At 45.0% G+C, this 23,833-nt stretch carries 19 protein-coding genes; 11 read left to right on the forward strand and 8 right to left on the reverse strand.

What is annotated here, in order from left to right; genetic code table 11:
• The first annotated feature begins 446 nt into the window (after window positions 1-446).
• Complete coding sequence (locus R7E38_RS01405; protein WP_005374596.1) at window positions 447-1,154, forward strand: DUF445 domain-containing protein; 708 nt, start codon at window positions 447-449, stop codon at window positions 1,152-1,154.
• Between the two features lie 102 nt (window positions 1,155-1,256).
• Here the strand turns inward: R7E38_RS01405 and R7E38_RS01410 are convergent, their stop codons facing one another.
• Together R7E38_RS01410 and R7E38_RS01415 are read right to left on the reverse strand one after the other, a co-directional pair.
• A complete protein-coding gene (locus R7E38_RS01410; protein WP_005374595.1) occupies window positions 1,257-1,733 on the reverse strand; it encodes an Lrp/AsnC family transcriptional regulator in 477 nt (158 codons plus the stop codon).
• A gap of 292 nt (window positions 1,734-2,025) precedes the next feature.
• Window positions 2,026-2,274, reverse strand: coding sequence for a hypothetical protein (locus tag R7E38_RS01415; protein ID WP_005374593.1), 249 nt, complete (start codon window positions 2,272-2,274; stop codon window positions 2,026-2,028).
• A gap of 358 nt (window positions 2,275-2,632) precedes the next feature.
• On the opposite strand from R7E38_RS01415, the gene R7E38_RS01420 reads away from it, so the two are divergent.
• The gene (locus R7E38_RS01420) at window positions 2,633-3,166 is read left to right on the forward strand and encodes a GNAT family N-acetyltransferase (RefSeq protein ID WP_085569453.1); all 534 of its coding nucleotides are present in this window, start codon (window positions 2,633-2,635) and stop codon (window positions 3,164-3,166) included.
• A gap of 18 nt (window positions 3,167-3,184) precedes the next feature.
• On the forward strand, window positions 3,185-3,619 hold the full coding sequence (locus R7E38_RS01425; protein ID WP_017820067.1) for a hypothetical protein: 435 nt from the start codon (window positions 3,185-3,187) through the stop codon (window positions 3,617-3,619).
• 91 nt (window positions 3,620-3,710) lie between these two features.
• Here the strand turns inward: R7E38_RS01425 and R7E38_RS01430 are convergent, their stop codons facing one another.
• Window positions 3,711-3,950: an RNA recognition motif domain-containing protein gene (locus R7E38_RS01430; RefSeq protein ID WP_005374587.1), complete on the reverse strand. Its 240-nt coding sequence runs from the start codon at window positions 3,948-3,950 to the stop codon at window positions 3,711-3,713.
• A gap of 148 nt (window positions 3,951-4,098) precedes the next feature.
• On the opposite strand from R7E38_RS01430, the gene R7E38_RS01435 reads away from it, so the two are divergent.
• A complete protein-coding gene (locus tag R7E38_RS01435; RefSeq protein WP_017820066.1) occupies window positions 4,099-4,632 on the forward strand; it encodes a GNAT family N-acetyltransferase in 534 nt (177 codons plus the stop codon).
• A 124-nt stretch (window positions 4,633-4,756) separates the two neighbouring features.
• On the opposite strand, the gene putP is transcribed toward R7E38_RS01435, so the two are convergent.
• The 4 genes from putP to R7E38_RS01455 all read right to left on the reverse strand — a co-directional run bounded on the left by putP (window position 4,757) and on the right by R7E38_RS01455 (window position 11,455).
• On the reverse strand, window positions 4,757-6,250 hold the full coding sequence (gene putP / locus R7E38_RS01440) for a sodium/proline symporter PutP (protein WP_005374582.1): 1,494 nt from the start codon (window positions 6,248-6,250) through the stop codon (window positions 4,757-4,759).
• A gap of 136 nt (window positions 6,251-6,386) precedes the next feature.
• Window positions 6,387-7,094, reverse strand: a complete 708-nt coding sequence (locus R7E38_RS01445) for a 1-pyrroline-5-carboxylate dehydrogenase (protein WP_005383557.1) — start codon at window positions 7,092-7,094, stop codon at window positions 6,387-6,389.
• 11 nt (window positions 7,095-7,105) lie between these two features.
• On the reverse strand, window positions 7,106-10,237 hold the full coding sequence (putA, locus tag R7E38_RS01450; RefSeq protein ID WP_318081650.1) for a bifunctional proline dehydrogenase/L-glutamate gamma-semialdehyde dehydrogenase PutA: 3,132 nt from the start codon (window positions 10,235-10,237) through the stop codon (window positions 7,106-7,108).
• 405 nt (window positions 10,238-10,642) lie between these two features.
• Window positions 10,643-11,455, reverse strand: a complete 813-nt coding sequence (locus tag R7E38_RS01455; RefSeq protein ID WP_046875650.1) for an AraC family transcriptional regulator — start codon at window positions 11,453-11,455, stop codon at window positions 10,643-10,645.
• A gap of 972 nt (window positions 11,456-12,427) precedes the next feature.
• Here R7E38_RS01455 and R7E38_RS01460 point away from each other — a divergent pair.
• Window positions 12,428-13,147: a PAS domain-containing protein gene (locus tag R7E38_RS01460; protein ID WP_017820063.1), complete on the forward strand. Its 720-nt coding sequence runs from the start codon at window positions 12,428-12,430 to the stop codon at window positions 13,145-13,147.
• A gap of 73 nt (window positions 13,148-13,220) precedes the next feature.
• Here R7E38_RS01460 and pdxH read toward each other — a convergent pair whose 3' ends face one another.
• Window positions 13,221-13,856 carry a pyridoxamine 5'-phosphate oxidase gene (gene pdxH / locus R7E38_RS01465; RefSeq protein WP_005374570.1) on the reverse strand — a complete coding sequence of 212 codons (636 nt, stop codon included), beginning with the start codon at window positions 13,854-13,856 and terminating at the stop codon, window positions 13,221-13,223.
• Window positions 13,857-13,971: 115 nt separating this feature from the next.
• Here pdxH and R7E38_RS01470 point away from each other — a divergent pair, with 115 nt between their 5' ends.
• The 6 genes from R7E38_RS01470 (at window position 13,972) to R7E38_RS01495 (ending at window position 23,474) form a co-directional block, all read left to right on the forward strand.
• Window positions 13,972-15,846, forward strand: coding sequence for an ATP-binding protein (locus R7E38_RS01470; protein WP_226082702.1), 1,875 nt, complete (start codon window positions 13,972-13,974; stop codon window positions 15,844-15,846).
• Entirely contained in the window at window positions 15,839-17,062 is a 1,224-nt protein-coding gene (locus R7E38_RS01475) for a sigma-54-dependent transcriptional regulator (RefSeq protein WP_005374563.1), read from the forward strand. The genes R7E38_RS01470 and R7E38_RS01475 overlap by 8 nt, the downstream gene beginning before the upstream one ends.
• 173 nt (window positions 17,063-17,235) lie before the next feature.
• Window positions 17,236-18,627, forward strand: coding sequence for an HlyD family type I secretion periplasmic adaptor subunit (locus R7E38_RS01480; protein WP_005374562.1), 1,392 nt, complete (start codon window positions 17,236-17,238; stop codon window positions 18,625-18,627).
• A gap of 114 nt (window positions 18,628-18,741) precedes the next feature.
• On the forward strand, window positions 18,742-19,425 hold the full coding sequence (locus tag R7E38_RS01485; protein WP_005374561.1) for a transglutaminase-like cysteine peptidase: 684 nt from the start codon (window positions 18,742-18,744) through the stop codon (window positions 19,423-19,425).
• A gap of 5 nt (window positions 19,426-19,430) precedes the next feature.
• Window positions 19,431-21,344 carry an EAL domain-containing protein gene (locus R7E38_RS01490; RefSeq protein ID WP_005383568.1) on the forward strand — a complete coding sequence of 638 codons (1,914 nt, stop codon included), beginning with the start codon at window positions 19,431-19,433 and terminating at the stop codon, window positions 21,342-21,344.
• A 15-nt stretch (window positions 21,345-21,359) separates the two neighbouring features.
• Window positions 21,360-23,474, forward strand: coding sequence for a type I secretion system permease/ATPase (locus tag R7E38_RS01495; protein ID WP_005374556.1), 2,115 nt, complete (start codon window positions 21,360-21,362; stop codon window positions 23,472-23,474).
• The last annotated feature ends 359 nt before the right edge of the window (window positions 23,475-23,833 follow it).

Below are 23,833 nucleotides of genomic sequence, written 5' to 3' on the forward strand. Positions count from 1 at the left end.
TCGTTGCGTATCCATTGCAATGAACACAATACAGAGTATTGAGCCGTCTTCATTTGTCATTTCACTTTTTGAGAAACAGCTATACTCAATAGATGGCTTAGTTATTATATTAACAATAAGGTAATTAGCTTATGTGTAAATGTGGTTCAATGCAGATCGTACAACTCAAACCAAGTTGGGCTGACAAGCTATTTGGCTACTCAGAAAGATGGAAATGCCAACTTTGTTGTAAGATCTACCGCATCTAAAATTAAAAATAGAATCTTAGTTTTTCTAAGAAAAAGCAGTGGCCCGACAATGATTGTCGGGTTTTGTTTTTCCGAGCATTCATTTTTTTCCCTTCGCTACAAGACTACTCATCACGGCAAAACCTAGCATCTTAATGTGACTTAGGTATAGAATCAGGCCCACTTATTCTTTCCGATATTCATATATAACTGGTCACTATGAACAAAAGTTTGCTAACGAATGTCCTCGCTATCGCTTTGATGGCTGGAGGTCATCAATTACAAAACGACTATCTTTGGTATGCAGGGCTGTTTGCGTTCTCAGGCGCCATCACCAACTGGCTTGCCATCCATATGCTGTTTGAGAAAGTGCCTGGATTATACGGTTCTGGCGTGATCCCCGCGCGATTTGAAGAGTTTAAACTGGCTATCAAAAACCTGATGATGGAACAGTTTTTTACTGAAGCGAACATTGACCGATTCTTGAATAAAGAAATGGCGGGCGGTGTGAACATCGATCTTCAACCAGTAATTGAGAAAGTAGATTTAAATCCAGCATTTGATTCCCTAGTGGAAGTAATTGAAGGCTCTCAGTTTGGTGGCATGCTAGCGATGTTTGGCGGCTCGGAAGCGCTACAACCCATGCGCCAACCTTTCGTCGAAAAGATGCAAGAATCCATCATTGAGTTGAGCAAGAGCGATAACATCAAAGAAGCACTGAAAGAGCAATTCGAATCTCCTGCAATGATGGATGAGATAAAGCAGAACATTGAAGGTATCATCGATCAACGTTTAAGCGAATTAACACCGGCATTAGTTAAAGAAATGGTGCAAAAGATGATCAAAGAACACCTTGGCTGGCTAGTCGTTTGGGGCGGTGTTTTTGGTGGTTTAATTGGCGTTATCAGTACCTTTATCGGGGCATAATCGCTCACCGATTTATTAAAAAAGGAGCTTCGGCTCCTTTTTAATCGAGAAAAAGTAATATACCAAGCCACGCTAAATAAGGAGGCTCAACACATGCCTCGCCTAACCAAGGAGCTCGGGATTAACACCAAATCCCGTTTTATGTTCTTCTATGACCACTTCACTACGAGTTTGAATCACGCCCGGAAGCGTGCCTAACTTACTCGACATAAACTCCTGATACGCTTTCATGCTCTTAACACGAACTTTTATCATGGTATCGAAATCTCCAGAGAGCGAGTAGCACTCTTCAATTTCAGGCATCAATTCCACCGCTTTCGCAAACTTTTCAAAAATAGAAAAACTGGTTTGGTCTAAACGAATATGGATGAATACTTGCACATCCAGCCCCAACTTTTCCGCATTCAACTCTGCATGGTAACCATTGATATACCCTTCTTTTTCTAGCCGCTTTACACGGTCAGAACATGGAGAAGTCGTTAAGTTAATCAGCTTTGCTAGTTCTACAACCGGAATTCTGCCTCTCGAATGAAGCACTCTCAAAATATGTAAATCAATCCGGTCCAATTGATAACTCATTAACCCGCTTCCTTGTAACCACTTAGAAAGCATCACATTAATCGTTGCTCAAACAATTGCAAACCATCAAATGCACAGCATGTGAAATTCAGCAGAGAATAACCAGAAAACAACGAAGGAGGGAAAGAGCTATGATTATTGCCGCTCACTTAGTAACCGTGATATGAAGAGAAAAAGCAACCTAGCGGCTCCCGCGGAGTCGCAAATTTGAAAGCGCATGACACGCCTGTATAGATATGTCGTTCGGGCAACACTGCCCTATTTAGCCATTAATCATGGCTATCACTCAGAATTAGAGTGCGGCCGATGTATGCCGTGTAGGATGTGGAACAACCTCTCCAATTGCACGATGATTACAACAACGGCAGTAGTATTGAGGCTCCATCTCGTAATAATGTTCACCTGATACAAATTTCGCCATCAGCTGTGTAAAACTCACCATTTTGCCTGTTAACGAGTCAACAGACTGAGGCTCGCAACGCTTCATAATCACTTTATGTTGCGTTGATTTTCTACAAGCTGCGCAATATATATCCGGCATTTCTCTTCTCCCTACTTTTTCGTCCTACTGACAATTGACATATTTTGTTCAAAATAATTCCACAATTAAAAAGCTCCTTTAATTTTTTGTGCCCTATCTTCAAAAAATTGAACGAAAGTATCAAAAAACTGAGACATTGGTCAGACCTCAACTTTTGTACCATCAATATGAGTAAACGTGCTTATGTGTGTAATAATACGACACATTACACATAAGCAATTGTTCGGGCTTATTATTTAGTAAGGCGCATGACAACTACACGCCTGGCTAGATCGAGCTTTCGAGACGCCTTGTTATCTCGATTTACCCCGCAAACCAGTTGCTAGCAGCTATAGCCGTCTCATCAAGGAAGAAATGCATGACGATACAACCGATTCTCACTACCGAAAGACTCGTCCTCCGGCCATTCAATATCGATGACTGCCAACAAGTGGCTTTACTCGCTGGAGATAAGCGAATTGCCGACATGACAGCAAACATCCCTCATCCTTATGAGCGACCGATGGCGCAAGCATGGATAGATAGGCACGATCCGATGTATCAGCAGCATCAAGGCGTGGCGTACGCTATTACCTTGCGAAACACTGGGGAGTTACTTGGTGCAGTGAGTTTACCGCGTATCGAAGAGGGCTACGGTACATTAGGCTACTGGGTTGGCGTGCCACATTGGGGGAAAGGCTATGCATTCGAGGCCTCCAAAGCCTTACTCGAATTTGCTCGAATGCACTTTGAGTTAAACGGAATAACCGTGATGCATTTGGTGGACAATCAGCGTTCTAAATCGGTGATCCAAAAACTAAATATCCCTTACATCGGTGACAAAACATTGCGCATGCAAGGCAAAGAACGAAAGGTTTGTGTCTACCAACTCACGTTCGTCGCTTCTGAATAAAGTCGAGGAATATGTCGGATGATCATCCATGAAACTTCACAAAATCTGCCCAAGAACAACCCTTTCTTGCTAGGAACTGTATTGTTGTCGCTGTTCTATTTTTCTTACCTAGCAGACAAGATCGTCGAGTTTGGACTCGTAGCACTCACAATAATAGGATTGAAACTGCTCTCAACGTACTTCACGCGCCGCGCGTTCAATCCTAAAACGCTAGATATCGATGCAAGCACCAACACCTTGAAGTACCGCCAGGGCTCAACGGTTTACTTCCGTCTACCTCTTGATGACATTGTCAAAGTCCAAATACAGAAAGAGTTCTTCTCTAGCAAAAGTTTGATGCTCTACACAGTCAACGACGCTTACCAAGTGCCGAATTCAGACAATTTCGATTCTCTACAGTTAAAGGATTTAATGAAACAACTTGAAGAGAGAATTGATGATCAATCTCGCTAAAACGAAAATAGAAGACATTCTAGAATGTTGCCAATTTGGTCTCTAAATAGAAAGACAAAAAAGCCAGCAATAACGCTGGCTTTTCTCTGTATTAGTCTTGTGCGACTTTCACGCGAATTTTGCTTTTTTCTACGTTCGTCAAATTCAGTGCTTCAAGAGCAGAAATGGCTTCTGCTTCGTCCGGCATGATGACAAAACCGAAGCCTTTCGACAAACCCGTGTCTTGATCAAGCACTAGCGAACACAGTTCTACTTTGCCGTACGCTGAGAATAATTTGCGGATATCTTGCTCGGTCATGTGACGAGCCAAGTTTCTTACTAAAAGTTTCATAATGAACCTAGTTGGTTTGATAACGGTTCGATTCTCTCAGTTTCTCTCTGGCAAACCAAGTGAATAATATGACGGCGTTGACTAGATCATTCTAAGTACATCTGTTTAAATGATTTTCCGTTCATTTTTCACCCATAGGAGAGTCGGCATGGAAACGAAACGTCTCAAACTCATCCCTGCTTGTTTAGAACGAGCCGAAGAGGCGCATCAAGCTGTCGTTCGCAGCCAAAAGACTCTCGAAGTCTATCTGCCGTGGGTGCCTCATGTGCTGACATTAGAAGCGATGATAGAAGGGACAGAGAAAGCCATCGCAAACTTTGAAAACTTCGAAGAAGAGCTGCGTTACTACATCATTGAAAAGGAAAGCGATCGCTTACTGGGTGCGGTCGGCTTGATGATTCGAGATCCCGACGTACCATCCTTTGAGATAGGTTATTGGTTAGATAATGCTGCCGTTGGCAATGGTTATGTTGCCGAGGCTGTGCTCGAAGTTGAGCGCTATGCGTTTGATGACTTGGGCGCCAAGAGAATCGCAATTCATGCTGATAGCACCAACCAAAAGAGCCGGGCTGTAGCCGAACGCTGTGGTTATGAGTTCGAAGGAGAGCTCAGAAACGAACGTCTTACCACATCGGGAGAGCTGAGTAACACCGTTATTTACGCCAAAATTCGTCGCGACTAACACTCCAATCTAACCGAGCAATGCTAAGCTCTGATCTCAAGCTACCACCATTAACGTTAATTAAGTTTCAGATAAAACAAAGCCCGCTAAAATAGCGGGCTTTGTTTTCATATACGGGAAGTTACTAGTCTAGTTCAACCAGTTTTTTCTCGAACGACTGGTGTTGGTCTAACACGTCTTGCGCAGCACCACCCGTTGCTTTACTTACCACAATGATGGCAAGCGTAGAGAAGATGATGCCCGGTACGATTTCGTACACATCAAACCAACCGCCAGTTAGCTGCTTCCAAACCACGATAGTGATACCACCAACAAGAATACCTGCTAACGCGCCGTTACGGTTCATACCGCTCCAGTAAAGGCTAAGTACAACCGCAGGACCAAATGCCGCACCAAAACCAGCCCAAGCGTAAGATACAAGACCAAGTACTGAGCTATCAGGCGTCATCGCTAGGAATAGCGCAACAAGCGAAATAACGATAACACCGATACGACCAATCATTACGATTTCTTCAGAAGACGCTTCTGGCTTGAATACTTGCTTGTAGAAATCTTCTGCAAGCGCTGAAGATGAAACAAGGAGCTGTGAGTCAGCGGTACTCATTACCGCCGCTAGGATTGCTGCTAACAACATACCCGCAACGACAGGGTGGAATACTGCGTTAACCAATAGCATGAAGATCTTCTCACCGTCCTCTAGTTGAGTACCCGGATGACCCGTAACCCAAACCAGACCAACAAGACCAACAAGCATTGCACCAACCATAGATAGTGCCGTCCAAATCACTGCGATGCGACGTGCAGTCGTTAGATCTTTGTTTGAACGAGACGCTTTAAAACGCGCTAGGATGTGTGGCTGACCAAAGTAACCAAGGCCCCACGCCGCTAGAGAGATAATGGCAATCGCAGACAATGGTTCGCCTTTCGCGTCATTCCATAGCGTTGCAAGTTCTGGGTTGATGTCATGTAGATCAGAACTTAGCTGACCTAAACCACCGTCCATTACCGCTATAGGAACAATCATTAGCGCAGCCGCCATTAGCAGACCTTGCACTAAGTCAGTCCAAGATACCGCTAGGAAACCACCGAATAGTGTGTAAGAAACGACACACACCGTACCGATGATAACAGCGTAGGTATAATCTAGACCGAATACCGTCTCAAACAGTTTGCCCCCTGCGACCAAACCTGAGCTGGTGTAGAAAAGGAAAAATAGAAGAATGAAAAACGCAGAGATTGTCTGAATCAGTTTCGACTTATCGTTGAAGCGACGTGACAGGAACTCTGGCAACGTTAGCGCGTCAGTTTGGATACTGTAGGTACGGAGGCGTTTTGCACTGATGAGCCAGTTTGCCCATGTACCAAGAAGTAGACCGCCGGCTAACCAGAAGGCCTCGATACCCGCAGCGTACGCATAGCCAGGCAAACCTAGCAGCAACCAACCACTCATGTCTGAAGCACCTGCAGATAATGCAGCAGGCCACGGACCTAGGCTACGGCCACCTAGGAAGTAGTCAGATGAATTGGAAGTCCTCTTATACGCGTAAACGCCAATAGCAACCATAATCAGTAAATACGCCACAAAAGTGGACGTGATAGCAAAGCTATTTTCTATCATTAGATAGTCCTCGTTATAATTATTTCCTTCCTTGCCTGCCCTGATATTTTACCGTCTCAGCAATACATCAGAGTATAAAAAACCAATCTGGACCGGCTCTCAGTCCAGTTACTCCAGATTGGCATTACAAGTCAGGTTAGTGAGTTTCGTTCCCCAACTCGAGTAGAGTTGCGTTACCACCCACCGCGGTAATATTTATCGTTCGAGTGCGCTCAGTAATGAAGCGCAACGAGAGATGAGGATCATGAGCCAATTTCGGTGACTCTAAATCCGTTTCAGAAACTAAGCCGACGATTGCACCGTCACGCTTAGCTAGTTGAAGATTGAGCGCATGCTCAACCTGTGAACGCCCAACATAACCCACACTACGTACATCGCTCTCAAGCAACGGGGCAGACGCATCGTACGCAACAACCTGGACTAAGTTAGATGGGAAGTTTGCCAACGCTACAGCTTGCTTAACCAATTGGTTTAGCTCTGCATTGTCACTGCAAACGACCACACTGTTGCCTGCAATTAAGGCACAGGTGATCATCGCAAAAGCACTGTATAACGCATTATCAGCAGGCTCGATGTTGTTTTCACAAATCACCAAAGCCACACCGCGTCCTGCGGCATACAGTTCGTTAGTTTCCCCTGTAGGGCCAACTAACTGGTGAGTTTCTGCAAGAAGAGCTGATGCTTGTTGCAAGTGGTAAGAAACCACTTTGGCAACGGTAGACTGCTGCCCTTCTAGTGCAGATTTAAATGCCAGAACATGCTCGCATTTGTAATCAAAATCAGTCAGATTCCACTGCTCCCACGCAGAGAATGCATCTTTAAAATAGGTGATCTGATGAACCATAATGCGACTCCTTATGCGTTTTCTGCTTGAGCAAGAAGATGTTGAGTAAAGCGGAATAGGTAGTGTGGACCACCAGCTTTCGGGCCAGTACCCGACAAGCCTTGACCACCAAACGGCTGTACACCAACCACAGCGCCAACTTGGTCTCGGTTGATATAGCAGTTACCTACTCGTGCATGTTTCTCAATCCAACGGTACGTGGTTTCGTTACGGCTATGGATACCCATCGTCAAGCCAAAACCCGTTCTGTTGATCTGCGCAACCACGTTCGGTAATTCAGACGCTTTAAAGCGAACAATGTGCAAGATTGGACCAAATTGTTCTTCTTGCAGCACATCGATGCCCGAGATTTCAAACGCACTTGGTGAGACAAAGTCACCATGCTGGCACGATTCATCCAGCTGTAGCTGAGCGACTTTAGTCTGTGTTTTGCTCATTTGCTCAAGGTGAGCGAGGAGTTTTTGTTTTGCATTGCTGTCGATAACCGGACCAACATCTGTTTTGTGTAGGTAAGGTAAACCAACATGCAGTTCATTCATCGCACCCTGAATCAGGTTGATCATACGGTCTGCTACATCTTCTTGTACAAATAGAACACGAAGGGCAGAACAACGCTGACCAGCAGATGCAAACGCCGAACGAATCACATCACGCACCACCTGCTCTGGCAATGCAGTACTGTCCACAATCATTGCGTTTTGGCCACCTGTTTCCGCAATAAACGGAACTGGTTTCGCGCTGCGCTCCGCGAGCGTGACGTTAATGCGTTGCGCCGTTGCCGTTGAGCCAGTGAATGCCACACCAGCAATAGCATCATGAGAAGTCAGTGCATGACCGATCTCAGCGCCGCGACCAGTAAGTAACTGAATCACACCTGCAGGGAAGCCAGCATCAATCATTAGTTCAATAGCGCGAGAGGCAATTAAGCTTGTTTGCTCAGCAGGTTTTGCAACCACTGTGTTACCCGCAATCAGTGCTGCCGTCACCTGACCAAGGAAGATAGCCAACGGGAAGTTCCAAGGGCTAATACACACAAACACACCAAGACCTTCACGGCTAGAAATGCGTTTCACACCATCAAAGCCTTCTAGCTCAAATGGCTGTAGGTTTTGCGCTTGTTTCGCGTAATAACGACAGAAATCCACCGCTTCACGAACTTCATCAATGCTATCGTGAATCGTTTTACCCGCTTCTTTGTGGCAAATCGCCACCAGCTCAGCTAGGTTTTCTTCCATTAAGTCAGCAAGCTTTTCTAAACAAGCCGCTTTTTGCTCAACAGGAACGGCTTTCCAATCAGAGAAAGCAGTTTGCGCCGCATCAATTGCAGCGGAAACGTGATCAAGAGTTGCAAATGCCACTTTGCCGACTTCAATTCGGCGATCGTATGGTGCGGTGATGACCTCAGCCGCATTTTCCTTGATCATGCTTTCGGCAAAGCGCTCACCATTGATCATCGGGCCTGCAACCCACTGATTGTCCATGAAGCTCTCGACCTGCGCTTCAAATGGCTTCGCCTCACTGTCGATATCAATGTTGACGCCGTATGAGTTCTTACGCTCAGGGAAGATGTCGGCAGGTAATGGGATCTTGTCGTTGTGTAGCGTGTCAAAACCCGTCAACACATCCACAGGGTGATGGGTCAACTCATAAATCGGACAACGCGCATCAACTAGACGGTGTACAAACGAGCTGTTCGCACCATTTTCAAGCAGACGACGAACCAAGTACGGAAGAAGATCAGCATGGCTACCGACAGGTGCATAAATACGTACTGGCTGACCGTACATTTTCATAACATGGTTATACAGTGAATCACCCATACCATGCAGGCGCTGGAACTCGTATTCTTTGTGCTCCGCCATGACAGCAATTGCCGTCACCGTGTGAGCATTGTGGCTTGCAAATTGTGGGTAGATATTACCGCGAACACCTTCGCTAAGTAGGAAACGAGCACAAGCTAGGTATGCAACGTCCGTCGCTTCTTTGCGAGTGTATACTGGGTAATTTGCATAACCCGCTTGTTGAGACCACTTGATTTCGCTGTCCCAGTACGCGCCTTTAACCAAACGCAGAGGAATAACGTCACCTTGTTCTTTTGCGAGTGCATTTAGCCACACCAAGACTGGTAGCGCACGTTTTGAGTAGGCTTGAATAACCAAACCAAACTTGCCCCAACCCTTCACAAGATCGCTACGGTATACTTTCTCAAATAGCTTCAGGGAAAGCTCAAGGCGATCCGCTTCTTCTGCATCGATTGTGATTGCAACGTCGACTTCAATAGCACGTTTTAGTAGTTGCATTAGTGAGTCATACAACTCTGTCATTACACGTTCTTCATTTGCGACTTCGTAGCGCGGGTGTAATGCAGAAAGCTTGATGGAAATCGAAGGCTCAGGGCTGGTGTCGTTACCGTAAGTCTCGCGACCCACCGCTTCGATCGCCATTAGGTAATCTTTGAAGTACTTGTTCGCGTCCGCTGTAGTTAACGCCGCCTCACCTAACATATCAAATGAGTAGGTGAAACCTTTGTCGCGCATTGGACGACCGTTCTTCTGCGCTTCTTCGATCGTACGACCACGAACAAACTGGTGACCCATGATCTTCATTGCCTGATACATGGCTTTACGAATCACAGGCTCAGAGAATTTATTTACCAGACGGTTTACAGCCTGACCTGGGCTCTGGGTGCCTTGCTCACCAAGACCAACCACTTTACCTGTTAGCATGAGGCCCCATGTTGATGCGTTAACAAACACAGAGTCAGAGTTCTTCAGGTGAGATTTCCAGTCTGCGACACTCAACTTATCTTTAATCAAAGAATCTGCTGTCGCGGCATCTGGGATGCGCATTAATGCTTCTGCAAGACACATCAGCAAGATACCTTCTTGAGTATCTAAGCTGTATTCCAGCAATAAAGCATCAATCATCTGGATTGACTTCTTATCGGCACGAATGGCTTCGATAAGGTGGGTCGTTTGGGTAGTGATCGCCGATTTTTCATCCTCTGTCGGCGTCGCTAGTGGCAATAGTTGCTCTAGCCATTGAGACTCGTCCACCATATATAATGGCGAGATCAGTGACCACAACTTATCAAGCGGCTGCCCGATAAATTCCGGTGTCAACACGTTCGTAGCTGTAAACATGTGTGTTCCTCAATCTCACTCCTCGAAAACCGCTTCGAGGATTATCAATGGCTGGCAGTGTATTTTGAGGCCGATAAGAATACTTGTCAAAAACTACGACATTTTTGCCAAAAACTCGCTTTTATAACAAAACATCCACATAGTCACATTCAAATAGGTAATATTTTGTGTTGTAAATTTTAATTTTTTCATTGCATTCACAACAAAATATCAAGAATATCAATAAGATTTTTGTGAAGAGCTCGTTCTAAGAGAAAATGTAGGATCAAGTGGCATATCAGCTACTGTAAAGAACAGAGAATTTAAAAAAACGAGAGATAGATCACGTGAATAAAACATAAAAAACCATGCATAGTGCATGGCTTTATTCTAATTTGATGATTATTTGACCTAAAAAACGCGTTGTTATCCAACTTGTTTTTTATAACGGGAAGGTGATATTCCCTGTAAGCGAGTAAAAGTATGAGTAAAAGTACTCTGGCTTGAGAAGCCAGTAAACTCGGCAATTTGCCCTAAAGAAAGGTGACCTTGCTCGATTAATTCACGAGCCATGTCGATTCGCTTTCCGAGAACATATTGATGAGGTGTAATCCCCATCTGCTCTTTAAACAAGCAATGGAACTGACTTTCCCCAAGAAACACTCGCCCGGCCAATTGAGCCACACTAATCTTATGATTCAGGTGCTGCTCAATGTAACGATCAATCGCCTCCAAATCAAAGCGCGACTCTTTTCGACTGGTCTCAAATGCCGAGATATGGCGCTGCATTAACGCAATCACAGTGTCGTTACACGCACGACTTAACAGCAGGTCATCCGGATGGTTTCGCATTTCCTGAACCAACATCTGTATCAGCTTCTGAATTTGACTATCTAACTGGAAGTAGACATGGTCTCTCTCCAGGTTATTGATTTTTTGAAGCATTTCAGGATCATCATTTGTCGGTTTGGGCATATTCAGCACCAAAATATCCGATTGATTGATGACGCCACCGAAAGCATGATCAGAGCATGCGGTGACCACACAACCTTGACCAGGGCCGACAAGATTACCTCGCCCGCGCACTTCAAATTCGGCTTGCCCTTTTAAACCAATCACGATCTGCGTATAAGAATGATCGTGGCAATCCATATAAGACGGAAGTGTGATCAGCTCCGCCGGCTTTGGCAGCATAATCTCTTGATATGAAAGGATTTTTTGGTTATCGGAGTCACTCATTTTAAACAGTCGTCTTTACACCGTCAGCTTACGTCTTCGCATCATATACCTTCTTTGTTGGGTTGCAACTTTTACCCAACTCAATCGACAAGATCAAATCAGCATGATCAAGTTCATTTACATGATCATAGTTCCGGAACGATGATCATGCGAGGTTAATTTACGGTCAGTGAGCAACCAATTTTATTAACAAAAACGGATAGATAGGCAACACCTTACGTATGCATAATCAATCAATGTAAAGATCCTTATTACCGAACAATCCGTTATTTTGTAAAACATCGTGCTCCATATTAGATAGGTCGTCCCTGAAACGGATCGAAACCCACGCTTAAACTCAACATAGAGGGATTTCCCCCCTTACTAATATGCTTCTGATTCAATACATTAGTTATCGAGCTTTAAGATGCATACGATCTAAAGCTCTCGGTATCTCATTGATACCTCTAACTTACTTAGCAGACCCTCGCTAGGTAATTTAGAACCTCTTCTACACGTCGACAAGATTATATCTTGTGTTGCCAGCCCGTCTTCAGGCTGGCTTTTTTTTCGCTTCTCAACAATGAAAACAATGGCATAAGCTGATATCATAGCTTTTGTCTCACTGTCCCTCTCATATGCTTAGGTGCTGCTCTTTCACTCACAAGTGATATGAACGTCAACCACATTACAACTGAGTTGTAGGAAGCATGATCAAGGACGATACGAGTTGTAAGCCGAACATTAGGCGGACATCCGTGAGCGCACATATCTGTAATGAAACAGACCATTTTCCCAATTAAACTCTTCGTTCCATTCCGTCGTTGTCTATGACTACCTGACGAAAACATCGAACACCATGAATTTAATTGGATTGAGCGCCAATCAACGAACGTGTTCTAGCAACGTAACTGCCTACTTGGCAACATCAATACGAGCCATATAACACGGACGTCTCTGTATTGGTAAAAGCAGTATGTAGTGAGTCCTTTTGTGAATATTTCAGTCGATACCATAGAACAATCCCTCCTTAAACAGCTACCAGGTTGTTGGGGATGCAAAGATAAAGATTCGGTATTCCTATACGTAAACCAGGAATACGCAGAACTGTTAGGGCACACGTCGCCCGAGGAGTGCTTGGGTAAAACTGATTTTGATATGGCCAGCCCAACCACTGAATGCGCGCAAGAATTTCAACGCCAAGATAAACACGTTCTCGAAACTGGCGAGTCACTAAAAATTCTGGATATCCACCCTTATCCAGATGGCCGCTGGCGAGCACATATATTTACTAAAACACCGTGGCGAGATGACAAAGGCGACATCGTAGGCACCATTTTCTACGGAAGGGAACTCACCGACACCGCCGTGATTGAAGTCGGGTATTGGGTTTGTCGTGCAATCAGTACCAACCCAAATCAACAATCCATCTTTCGTTTTTCTGACTTACAACCAAAACCAGAGAAGCTCACATGCCGCGAGCAAGAAACGCTTTTCCTCTTGCTCTATGGCAAAAAGCCTCAATTCATCTCTCAGGTCATGGGCATATCAACAAAAACCGTTGAAGGTCACGTCGCACGCTTACGTAATAAGTTTGCAGCGAACAGCAAGAACGAGCTAATAGATAAAGCAATGGAAGCAGGCTACGGCTCTGTTGTACCCAAAACGCTGCTTAAGCATCAATTATCGGTTGTGTTGAATGGAGAGCGATAATTCGCATCGCTTCCACCTACAAAAACACCGCCCCAATTCGGCGGTGTTTGTTTATTCATGAGGGACCATAAGCCTATGGCGCTAAACGATCAATGTCCCAACTTCCATCATGCTGGGAGAAAAGAAAACGATCGTGAAGGCGATGTTCGCCACCTTGCCAAAATTCGATGCTCTTTGGTTTTACGCGAAAGCCCCCCCAAAAGGTTGGTACTGGTATTTCACCCTTAGCAAACTTCTGTTTTAGCTCTAAAAACTTACCTTCCAACACACCTCTGGCAGAAATACGGCTACTTTGTTTGCTCGCGATTGCGGCCAACTGGCTCTCTTTAGGACGAGAAGTAAAGTATTTCATATTCTCTACGGCGGTAAGCTTTTCAGCCACACCAGTAATATGAACTTGGCGCTCTAACGGATGCCAAGGGAAGTGCAAACTAATATTGCTGTTATGCTCTAGCTGCTGGGCCTTGCGACTGCCTAGGTTGGTGTAAAACACAAAACCATCTTTGTCGACGTTTTTCAATAGAACAATGCGTTGAAACGGCATGCCATTTTCATCAACCGTTGCAACTGTCATCGCAGTCGGGTCAGTTAAACCCGCTTCAACTGCTTGCTCTAGCCACAGATTAAATTGATCAATAGGATCAGCTTTCAAATCTTTACGACGCAGCCCACCTTTGGTGTACTCACGACGAATATCAGCAAGTTCCATCTTTACTCCTTCACTCGTTTTTGTCGATTGTGCTCCCGATACTGAGGAAATACAAGGACATCATTGTGCTTGTTATCGTTGCCGCTCACAGCATCACAGTGCTTCATTTGATACCATGACACAAAAAATCAGTGAGCCGATCGTGAACTTACTCAACCCCAAAGCCCTACGTCATTTTTTACTGCTACTGTGTGCCGTTGGCATTTCAGGGCTTGCGCTTACTCACCATTACGCAACTCAATACCAACATGATCAATGGCAACAAAAGCTAGAGAGACAAGCCGCGCAAGTATCACAAGAAGTGGACTACGAACTGGCAAAGTTTGAACAGATACCAAACCTATTAAGTCACGACCCAAGGCTACTCAAAGCAGTAGAGCGCGGAACGCCCTCTCAAGAGCTCAACCTACTGTTATCAGATTGGTTGAAGCAAAGTTTGGCCGATACGATTTACGTTCATGACCGCACCGGGTTAGTCATTGCCTCAAGTAACTTTCAGCAAGAAGATACGTTTGTTGGCTCTAGCTTTAGCTATCGCCCCTATTTTAAAAATGCACGACGCGGTGAGCCCGCTCAATATGTTGGATTAGGCGTGCGCTCGAATAAACGTGGGTACTTCTTCTCATCTCCGCTGTGGGTAAATGAGGAAGTCGTTGGCGTGATCACAGTAAAAGTGAACTTGGAGCAATTAGAACAGCGCCTTTCGCAAACCACGACTGACGTACTCATTACAGATAAACACAATGTCGTGTTTATGAGCAATTTACCAGACTGGCGCTATCGTGCACTTTTCCCACTGTCATCGAGTGCAATAAATGAACTTACCGAAACGCGTCAATATGGCGATACCTTGCCCGAATATTTTGGTGAGTTAACGGCACATAGTGGTGTCACGGAGTTTGATGACAATCAATTGCTTCTATCACCAAATTACCTCGCATACGCAACACACTTATTGGATAAAGGGTTTCGCGTCGTTGCCTTAATTAACCACAACAGCGTTCTTGCCGCCGTTTTACAGGCCGATATCGTCTTCCTGATCTTATATGCGCTCATTGCTCTAATTGCGTTAGCGTGGTTCCAAACCCTAGTTAACAAAGCACGCCTTGCCCATCTCAATGTGAGCCTAGAAGAAAAAGTAGTGCAACGGACACTAGTTCTGAGTGAAGCCAACCAAAAACTACAACAGACCATCCGCCAATATGAGCAAAGCCAACAAGAGCTTAAACAAACACAACAAGAACTGACGCAAGCCGCGAAATTGGCACTGTTGGGCGAGCTATCAGCCAGTATTAATCATGAGATAAATCAGCCACTTTCCGCACTAAGAACCTATACCGAAAACTCGCAGCGTTTGTTGGCAATGGAAAAATACCCAATGGTCGCTGACAATTTGGGCAAAATGCTGACACTCAATGACACCATTTCGGAAGTCATTGCCCGCTTAAAAGTCTTTACTCGGAAAGCCACGCACGATTCACACAATGAAATCTCAGTACTGCACGACGCGGTACATACTGCCACCAGCATTTTGAGCAACAAGCTTATTAAGCAAGGAGTAACACTAAAAGTTCCGGCCATCGACTATGATGTGAAGCTGGCCATTCACAGCGTTGAATTAGAACAAGTGCTGATCAACCTCTTCCACAACGCCGCACAAGCGATGGAAAACCACTGTATCGATCCGCAAATATCCATTGCTGTTCAGTGTCATGATGACAGTTGCGACATTCTTGTTTCCGATAACGGACCAGGGATGTCAGACGAAGCCCTAGCAAAAATCTTTGATCCATTTTTTACGACTAAGCCAGAGGGCTTAGGATTAGGTTTGACCATCTCCAAACGCATTTTAGAGAGCTATCACGGCTCCCTCTGTGCCTATAAACATCAGAACACAGAACAACAAGCAGGAGGCATGACCTTTATCGTGACGCTACCAATAGTCAATCAGAATAAACGTACTCCAGAAGTGGAAAGCGACCATGAATAACTCAGTTTTCTTTGTTGATGACGAACCACACATTCGTGATGCCGTGTCTCAAGCCCTGCTGATTGAAGGGATAGACGTCACCTGCTTACCAAACGCAGTAGAAGCCTTACGCGTAATCGACTCAAATACGCCTGCGATTATCATTACCGATATCCATATGCCCGTGATGGATGGCTTGGAGTTTATGCGAACTTTGCGAAGCAAAAACGATCACTTTCAATTCATCGTACTTACTGGACATGGAGATGTGAAAACCGCGGTAGATGCGATGAAAAGCGGCGCGTACGACTTTCTAGAAAAACCGTTTTCAACGGAACAGCTCATGAAATCGCTCAACAATGCCAGCGATAAACTGAACTTGTTGCAAGAAAACATCTGGCTTAAGAAAGAGCTCGACATGCAAACTCATGTTGGTCCGAAAATGATTGGTCACAGTAAGGCCATGGTTAGTATTCGTCGCGCCTTGATCAGTGCGCCCACAAGCCAGCCGCTCATTTTTGTAGGTCAAGATGGTACGGGTCGGCGACTCGCTGCACAATTTGCCCACGACATACATGCAACACCGGATAGTGAGCTAATCGCCGCTTCTGGTGAAGACCTCTATGAGCTTTCATTAGAAGCGCTCGACAAAGCCATACACCGCTTAAGTGAGGGAAAACGCCACTGCAGTTTGTACTTACATAGCGCAGAGCATGTATCATTTGAGCAATGGGAATACTTATTCAAGCACCCAAAACTTGAACGTGTTTTTGGCGCGACCACCCAAGCCGAGCCGCCTCTAAAATCCCTGGCGACTCTAATTCACTTACCGACGCTCGATGAGAGAAAGGAAGATATAGGGCCTTTATACAAGCACTTTGTGCGCCACACCGCGAGCCGATATCAGTTACAGCCGCCACATATCAGCCTAGAAGAGGTCAAACACCTCACCAGTCTCGAATGGCCAGAAAACGTTAAGCAGCTACGCCAATTTGCTGAACTTCGTGCCCTCAAGCCAGATACTTTTAGAATGGAAGATTGGAACAGTGAGAAAAGTCTTGAAATTCAGAGTATGACTCAGCGCACAGAATACTTTGAATATTGCTTGTTATTCGATGCATTGCAAAGACATCGCGGCAGACTCAAAGAGGTTCAACTAGAATTACAGGTATCACGCAAAACCTTGTACGACAAACTAAAAAAACATCAGTTGGATAAAGCCAAGTTCAAGGCGTAATAGCTATACTCCGGCGCTAATTATGCTTTTGTTTGATTTAGAAAGTGTAAGAAAGCTCATTTGAAGAGAGAATAACCCTCTTCTCATATTTTATTAGCCGAGCATGCTGACACGATCGGTTAATAATAATAAGATCAAAAAGATAATCCGTAATTATATAAGCAGGGACTGTGATGAGCCGAGATAACTACAACAAACTCAACGATGAAGAGTTGGATTTTGTTGATGACAAAACTGCAGCATTGCTCCTCAATACCCCCAACAGCGCGCGTTTTATGCTTTGGGTTATGGTGCTATTTTTCATTGCAGCAATAGGTTGGGCATCTTGGGCTGAAATCGACAAAGTCACGGTTGGTCAAGGCAAAGTGATTCCCTCCTCACAGATACAAGTAGTCCAAAACTTAGAAGGTGGCTTAGTCAAAGAAATCTTGGTCAAAGAAGGTCAGTTGGTTGAAAAAGGCCAACAGTTACTGCTTATCGACGACACCCGCTTTCGCTCAGATTTTCGTGAACGTGAGCAACAAGTTGCCAACCTTACCGCATCTGTGCTGCAACTATCCGCTTCTATTAACAGTGTTGCCGTTAATCGTGATTTTGAAACGGAAAACTGGCGTCAAAGTGTACTACTTGATTACGGTAAACTGACCTTCCCACCAACCTTGGAAGAGACTCGACCTCAACTCACACAGCGTCAAAAAGCAGAATATCGCGAAGATCTAGATAATTTACGCAACCAACTTTCTGTTATTGACCAACAAGTGCAGCAAAAGCAGCAGGACTTGGTAGAGATCCAAGCACGAGTAAGGAACTTGCGTCAAAGCTACCAATACGCGAAAAAAGAACTCGATATCACCAAACCTTTGGCAGACGAGGGCGTTGTTCCTCGTATTGAACTGCTCAAATTACAGCGCCAAGTCAACGATACCCGTCGTGAAATGACGTCCAGTGAGCTCAAGATTCCCGTATTGCAATCAGCGATTCGAGAATCCATGCTCAACCGTATTGATGTTGCACTCAAATTCCGCTCTGAACAGCAAGAGAAACTCAACAGCGCCCAAGACCAGTTATCTGCTTTGGTTGAATCAGCGGTGGGCTTGGAAGATAGAGTAAACCGAACGGTTGTGAATTCGCCAGTAACAGGCAAAATCAAAACACTGAACATCAATACTGTCGGTGGTGTTATCCAACCTGGTATGGATATCGTCGAGATCGTACCAACAGAAGACACACTATTGGTAGAGGCGAAAATTGCGCCAAAAGACATCGCATTTTTACGCCCAGATCTTCATGCTATCGTGAAATTTACAGCTTACGACTTCACAAAGTACGGCGGTTTAGAGGGAGAGTTGGAACATATCAGCGCGGATACCACTCAAGATGAAGAAGGCAACAGCTTCTACATTGTTCGTGTACGCACCGAAAAAACAAACTTTGGTCAAGATGCAGATTTACCAATCATTCCAGGAATGACAGCATCGGTCGATATCATCACAGGGAAGCGAACCGTTTTGGAATATCTACTTAAACCGATTTTAAGTGCCAAAACGAACGCCTTGAAGGAGTAAACCACATTAAGATACTCGCGATAGGGAGTATTGAGCGATAAGTAATTAAATAAAAAGCACTTATTTCTCACTGACGAACTCTCTAGAAGAGTATACTTGTGATACGAGTCGAATATGCGATCCAATTTGCAGCGTAAAGTTACATTATTAATCAGCTTAAGTTGTTTGTCGTTCCAACTTGGTGCGCTGAACAGTAAAGAACAACGATGGGTCAATACGGTCACAGCGGTGTACGGCGAACGTGCGGGATTGCGCGTAAATACATGGCGAAAGAACCTCGACTTATTTAAACAATTAGAGACTCATGAACAGCTCGCTGGCGTTAACGACTTTTTTAATCAGCTGTATTTCGTTGACGACATAAAACTGTGGGGAAAGACAGATTATTGGGCTACGCCACTCGAATTTTTAGGGAGTAACGCAGGAGACTGTGAAGATTTCACTATTGCTAAGTACTTCTCTTTACTCGAGCTAGGAATACCAGATTCAAAGATGCGGTTAATATACGTAAAAGCCATCGAACTGAATCAGTTTCACATGGTATTAGCTTACTACCCTACCCCAAGTTCTGAGCCGCTCATTCTCGATAATATCAATCCTGACATTGTCCGAGCCTCTAAGCGTAGCGACTTGCTACCGATATACAGTTTTAATGGTACAAACCTGTGGTTGATGAAGTCATCTGCTAGCACTGGAGAGCTGGCAGGGAAAGCATCACGGTTGAGCCTTTGGAATGACTTACGCTCGCGCGAACGTAAGTTGCAGTTAAATAAACCTAAAATTAACTATGACGAGTGAGAAACATGACCCTATATAAGAAGCTTGTGGTGGGGATGGTTACGGTCTTTATACTCTTGTTGGCATCAGTATTCGTAATCCAATTCAACACGACTCGAGACAGCTTGGAGCAACAGCAACGTTCAGAGGTCAACAACACTATTAACACCGTAGGTTTGGCATTGGCTCCTTACCTAAAGGACAAAGATAAAGTCGCGGTTGAGTCCGTGATTAATGCTCTATTTGACGGCAGCACCTACTCAGTTGTTCGTCTTACAGCATTAGATTCTGACTACCAGATCGTGCGTACCTACCCAGTTAAACCAAGTACGGTGCCACAATGGTTTATCGACATGAATCTATTTAAAGCGATTCACGATAAGCGTGTTGTGACCAGTGGTTGGATGCAGCTCGCCGAAGTAGAAATCATTAGCCACCCAGGCGCAGCTTACGAGCAGCTCTGGCAAGGTTTTATTGGCTTGCTGTCTGTATTCAGTGTCATTTTTCTAGCTGGTTTAGTGGCAATTTCATACATCCTACGTCGCTCGCTAAAACCATTAACGGCCATCGTAAATAAAATGCATGAAATCGCGAATAACCAATTTGGTGAACCGCTTGCTCGTCCAAGAACCAAAGATCTTATCGCGGTGGTAGATGGCATTAACATGATGTCTGCTCAAATCGAGCTATCATTCAAAGAGCAAGCCAAAGAGGCGCAACGTCTGCGTGCTCAGGCTTACCTCGATCCTATATCTAAATTGGGTAACCGCTCATTCTACATCAACCAAATCGACCAATGGCTTGCAGAGCAAACGCAAGGGGGTATCGCGCTACTCCATGCTGAATACATTGGGGACATTTACGAGACCAAAGATTACCAACGCGCAGATGCCCACGTTAAAGAACTGTCTCAACGTTTGAAAAACACAATTGATGTACCGGGTGCCACTATTGCTCGCTTGTCTAGTGATGAGTTCGGCTTGCTTTTCCCTCATATGGATGAGAGTGAGTTACGCATTTTATCGGACAGCATCGTCAATTGTGTGAACGGCCTAAATACTGACCCAACAGGCTTAGCAAAACCTAAAGCGTCACTAGGGGTTGCACACAGCAAAGATCAGAAAACGCGCTCTGAAATCCTCTCGATGGTGGACAACGCACTATCGAAAGCCAAAGCGCAACCAGACAAGCCATACGGCTTCATTGGCAGTGATACACCTTCTAGTTTGATGGGTAAACAGCAATGGAAAGCGTTGGTTGAAGAAGCCATTCATAGTGATTGGGTTAAATTCCGTTTCCAAGCTGCGAAAAACACATGGGGTAAAGTATTCCACAACGAAGTATTTTCAAGCATCGAAAAAGATGGTGAAACGTATCGTGCGAATCAGTACCTATTCGCACTAGAACAGTTAGACGCCACCAACATCTTTGACCAGTATGTCATTGAATCAATGATTAAGATGCTAGAAAGTGGTGAACTTAATGACCCAGTCGCGATTAACATCGCGCAAAGCAGCTTATCTCAACCATCGTTTATTCGCTGGACAACTAGCATGCTGGAAAAACACGCCAAAGTGGCCTCTAAGCTACACTTTGAAATTCCAGAGGAATGCTTTATCGATCAGCCTCACCACACAGCACTGTTATGTAATGCCATTCGCCAATCAGGTGCTGAGTTCGGCGTAGATAACTACGGACGTAACTTCCAATCTTTGGAATACATCCAAGAGTTCCGCCCGAACTATGTGAAGCTCGATTACCTATTCACACACAACTTGCACGACGAAAAACAGAAATTCACGCTAACGTCGATCTCTCGTACTGCCCACAACCTTGGTATTACGACTATCGCATCGCGTATCGAAACTCAAATCCAGTTGGACTTCCTCACTGAACATTTTGTTGAGGTATTCCAAGGATTCATCGTCGACAAGGAATAAAAAGGTTTATCAACGATGAAAGACCCTTTACTGAATTCGCTCATCTACGTTAGCCGTTACTATGGGTTAGCTAACTCGCCAGAAGCGCTAGTCAACGGACTACCGCTATCTGACGGTAAACTGACCCCATTTTTGCTACCAAGAGCAGCGGAAAGGGCCGGATTGGTTGCCAAGGAAAACCGCGCAGAGCTGGAGAGCATCTCCAGCCTAATTCTGCCGGCAATCTTAGTTCTTAAAGGCGGTGACTCTTGCGTTCTCAACAGCATCAATATGGAGAAACGCGAGGCCGAAGTCACCACCCTAGAAAGTGGAATGGTGCCGATCTCTATTCCATTAGAAGACCTACTTGAGCAATACACTGGTCGGTACTTTTTAGTTAAAAAGCAATTCCGTTTCGATGAGCGCTCTCCCGAAGTGCTCAAAACCAACGAAGGCCACTGGTTCTGGTCCACCTTGTGGCAGTCAAAACGCATCTACCGTGATGTTTTAATCGCATCACTTCTCATCAACCTCTTTGCGGTTGCCGCTCCGCTATTCACTCGCTTGGTGTACGACAAAGTGGTTCCGAATCTTGCGTTTGAAACCCTATGGGTACTAGCAAGCGGCATCTTTGTCGTGTTCCTGTTCGACTTCATTCTCAAGTCGCTGAGAAATTACTTCATTGATGTGGCGGGCAAGAAGTCTGACATTCTGATTTCATCCAAACTGTTCAGCAAAGTGATGGGGATTAGAATGGAATCGAAGCCGCCTTCGGTCGGTGCCTTCGCTCGCCATTTACAAGAATTCGAATCTATTCGAGAGTTTTTTACTTCAGCGACCGTCAGTGCTCTCATTGATTTGCCTTTTGCCATTTTGTTCTTAGTGATTATATGGCTAATGGCTGGCGATCTTGTGTATGTACCGATGGTGGGCGTGGTCATTTTGATTATTCACTCGCTACTGATACAAGGGCCGCTGCGCCGCTCCATTGAGGAGGGTTCACGCCTAGCATCGCAAAAATATGCCAATTTGATAGAGAGCTTGGCTGGGTTAGAAACCGTAAAAATGCTCAGTGCGCAAAGCCAATTCCAATACCGCTGGGAAGAGGCAGTTGCGCACATGGCGAACTGGAATATAAAAAGCCGCCGAATTACGGATAGCATTCAAAACGCAGCAGGTTTTGTGCAGCAAAGTAGTAACGTAGGGATGATCATCCTAGGCGTTTACTTGATTGCAGAGGGCGACTTAACCATGGGTGGCTTGATTGCCGCAACCATGCTTAGCGGCCGCGCGATTGGTCCTTTGGTTCAGTTATCCTTACTCTCTACGCGCTACAACCAAGCGAAGTCTTCTATGACAATTATCAATCAAGTCATGGAAATGCCGGATGAACAAGAAGAAGGTAAACGTTACATTCACCGTCCAATAGTACAAGGCAAAATTGAACTTGAACGCGTGACCTTCCACTACCCAGATTCACCGGTGGCGTCGATTCGAGATTTGAGCTTAACCATTAACCCAGGCGAAAAAGTAGCGATCATAGGCCGTATCGGTTCGGGTAAAACCACGTTAGAGCGTCTTATCATGGGCTTGTATCAGCCGACGGAAGGTCATGTTCGCATTGATGATACCGACATCGCACAGCTGCATCATGTCGACATTCGCCGTAATATTGGTTGTGTGCCGCAAGATTCCAATCTGTTCTTTGGTTCTATCCGCGACAACATTACGCTAGGTCGCCCATTAACCGATGACCGTGACGTACTAGACGCAGCGAATCGTGCCGGTGTTACTGCGTTTACGCAATCTGACCCAGCGGGCTTAGAACGCCAAGTTGGTGAAGGTGGTGCAATGCTTTCGGGGGGTCAACGTCAAGCAGTCACGATCGCTCGTGCATTTTTGGGTCGTCCTCCTGTTCTACTCATGGATGAACCAACCAGTGCGATGGATAACCGCTCAGAGATGCACATTAAGCATCAATTAGCACAGTTGAAACCTAGTGAAACGCTGATTCTGATTACGCATAAAACGTCTATGCTCGACATCGTTGATCGCGTAATTGTGATGGAGAAAGGCAGCATCATCGCAGATGGCCCTAAAGCGCAAGTGCTGAACGATTTGAAACAAGGCAAAGTGCGTGCGGTTAGCTAACCTGAATTCACATTGATAAAAGACAAAGGCCCCGTTTAACTTGTGTTTAACGGGGCTTATTTTATTGGGAGCCCGAGATAATTAAGTTCTTCAAGCGCGACCCAAACGAGTACAAGGCCAACAATCACGAATAAAATCATAATCGCCTTTTCATCTTCTTCCATTTTTCAACGCCCTAAAAGCTATTTCAATTAATACACCTTAGGTTATCAGGACAAAAGTCATATTCAGCTCGTTTATAAGGAACTAGCGTCATAGAATGTCGGATATGGGATACAGCTCAAAGATTGCTCTTTTCAAAATCACGTCAGCTTTGGTTGAATATAAGTAATAAAGCCAAAGAGTTCGCAATGCTCACT

Source organism: Vibrio sp. Vb2131 (assembly GCF_033338535.1).
GTDB classification, from domain to species: Bacteria; Pseudomonadota; Gammaproteobacteria; order Enterobacterales; family Vibrionaceae; genus Vibrio; species Vibrio alginolyticus.

What these genes read in the sequence shown, in the direction of transcription:
- R7E38_RS01405 (WP_005374596.1), top strand. Translation starts at nt 447, where the DNA reads ATGAACAAAAGTTTGCTAACGAATGTCCTCGCTATCGCTTTGATGGCT.
- R7E38_RS01410 (WP_005374595.1), bottom strand. Translation starts at nt 1,733, where the DNA reads ATGAGTTATCAATTGGACCGGATTGATTTACATATTTTGAGAGTGCTT.
- R7E38_RS01415 (WP_005374593.1), bottom strand. Translation starts at nt 2,274, where the DNA reads ATGCCGGATATATATTGCGCAGCTTGTAGAAAATCAACGCAACATAAA.
- R7E38_RS01420 (WP_085569453.1), top strand. Translation starts at nt 2,633, where the DNA reads ATGACGATACAACCGATTCTCACTACCGAAAGACTCGTCCTCCGGCCA.
- R7E38_RS01425 (WP_017820067.1), top strand. Translation starts at nt 3,185, where the DNA reads ATGATCATCCATGAAACTTCACAAAATCTGCCCAAGAACAACCCTTTC.
- R7E38_RS01430 (WP_005374587.1), bottom strand. Translation starts at nt 3,950, where the DNA reads ATGAAACTTTTAGTAAGAAACTTGGCTCGTCACATGACCGAGCAAGAT.
- R7E38_RS01435 (WP_017820066.1), top strand. Translation starts at nt 4,099, where the DNA reads ATGGAAACGAAACGTCTCAAACTCATCCCTGCTTGTTTAGAACGAGCC.
- putP (WP_005374582.1), bottom strand. Translation starts at nt 6,250, where the DNA reads ATGATAGAAAATAGCTTTGCTATCACGTCCACTTTTGTGGCGTATTTA.
- R7E38_RS01445 (WP_005383557.1), bottom strand. Translation starts at nt 7,094, where the DNA reads ATGGTTCATCAGATCACCTATTTTAAAGATGCATTCTCTGCGTGGGAG.
- putA (WP_318081650.1), bottom strand. Translation starts at nt 10,237, where the DNA reads ATGTTTACAGCTACGAACGTGTTGACACCGGAATTTATCGGGCAGCCG.
- R7E38_RS01455 (WP_046875650.1), bottom strand. Translation starts at nt 11,455, where the DNA reads ATGAGTGACTCCGATAACCAAAAAATCCTTTCATATCAAGAGATTATG.
- pdxH (WP_005374570.1), bottom strand. Translation starts at nt 13,856, where the DNA reads ATGGAACTTGCTGATATTCGTCGTGAGTACACCAAAGGTGGGCTGCGT.
- R7E38_RS01470 (WP_226082702.1), top strand. Translation starts at nt 13,972, where the DNA reads ATGACACAAAAAATCAGTGAGCCGATCGTGAACTTACTCAACCCCAAA.
- R7E38_RS01475 (WP_005374563.1), top strand. Translation starts at nt 15,839, where the DNA reads ATGAATAACTCAGTTTTCTTTGTTGATGACGAACCACACATTCGTGAT.
- R7E38_RS01480 (WP_005374562.1), top strand. Translation starts at nt 17,236, where the DNA reads ATGAGCCGAGATAACTACAACAAACTCAACGATGAAGAGTTGGATTTT.
- R7E38_RS01485 (WP_005374561.1), top strand. Translation starts at nt 18,742, where the DNA reads ATGCGATCCAATTTGCAGCGTAAAGTTACATTATTAATCAGCTTAAGT.
- R7E38_RS01490 (WP_005383568.1), top strand. Translation starts at nt 19,431, where the DNA reads ATGACCCTATATAAGAAGCTTGTGGTGGGGATGGTTACGGTCTTTATA.
- R7E38_RS01495 (WP_005374556.1), top strand. Translation starts at nt 21,360, where the DNA reads ATGAAAGACCCTTTACTGAATTCGCTCATCTACGTTAGCCGTTACTAT.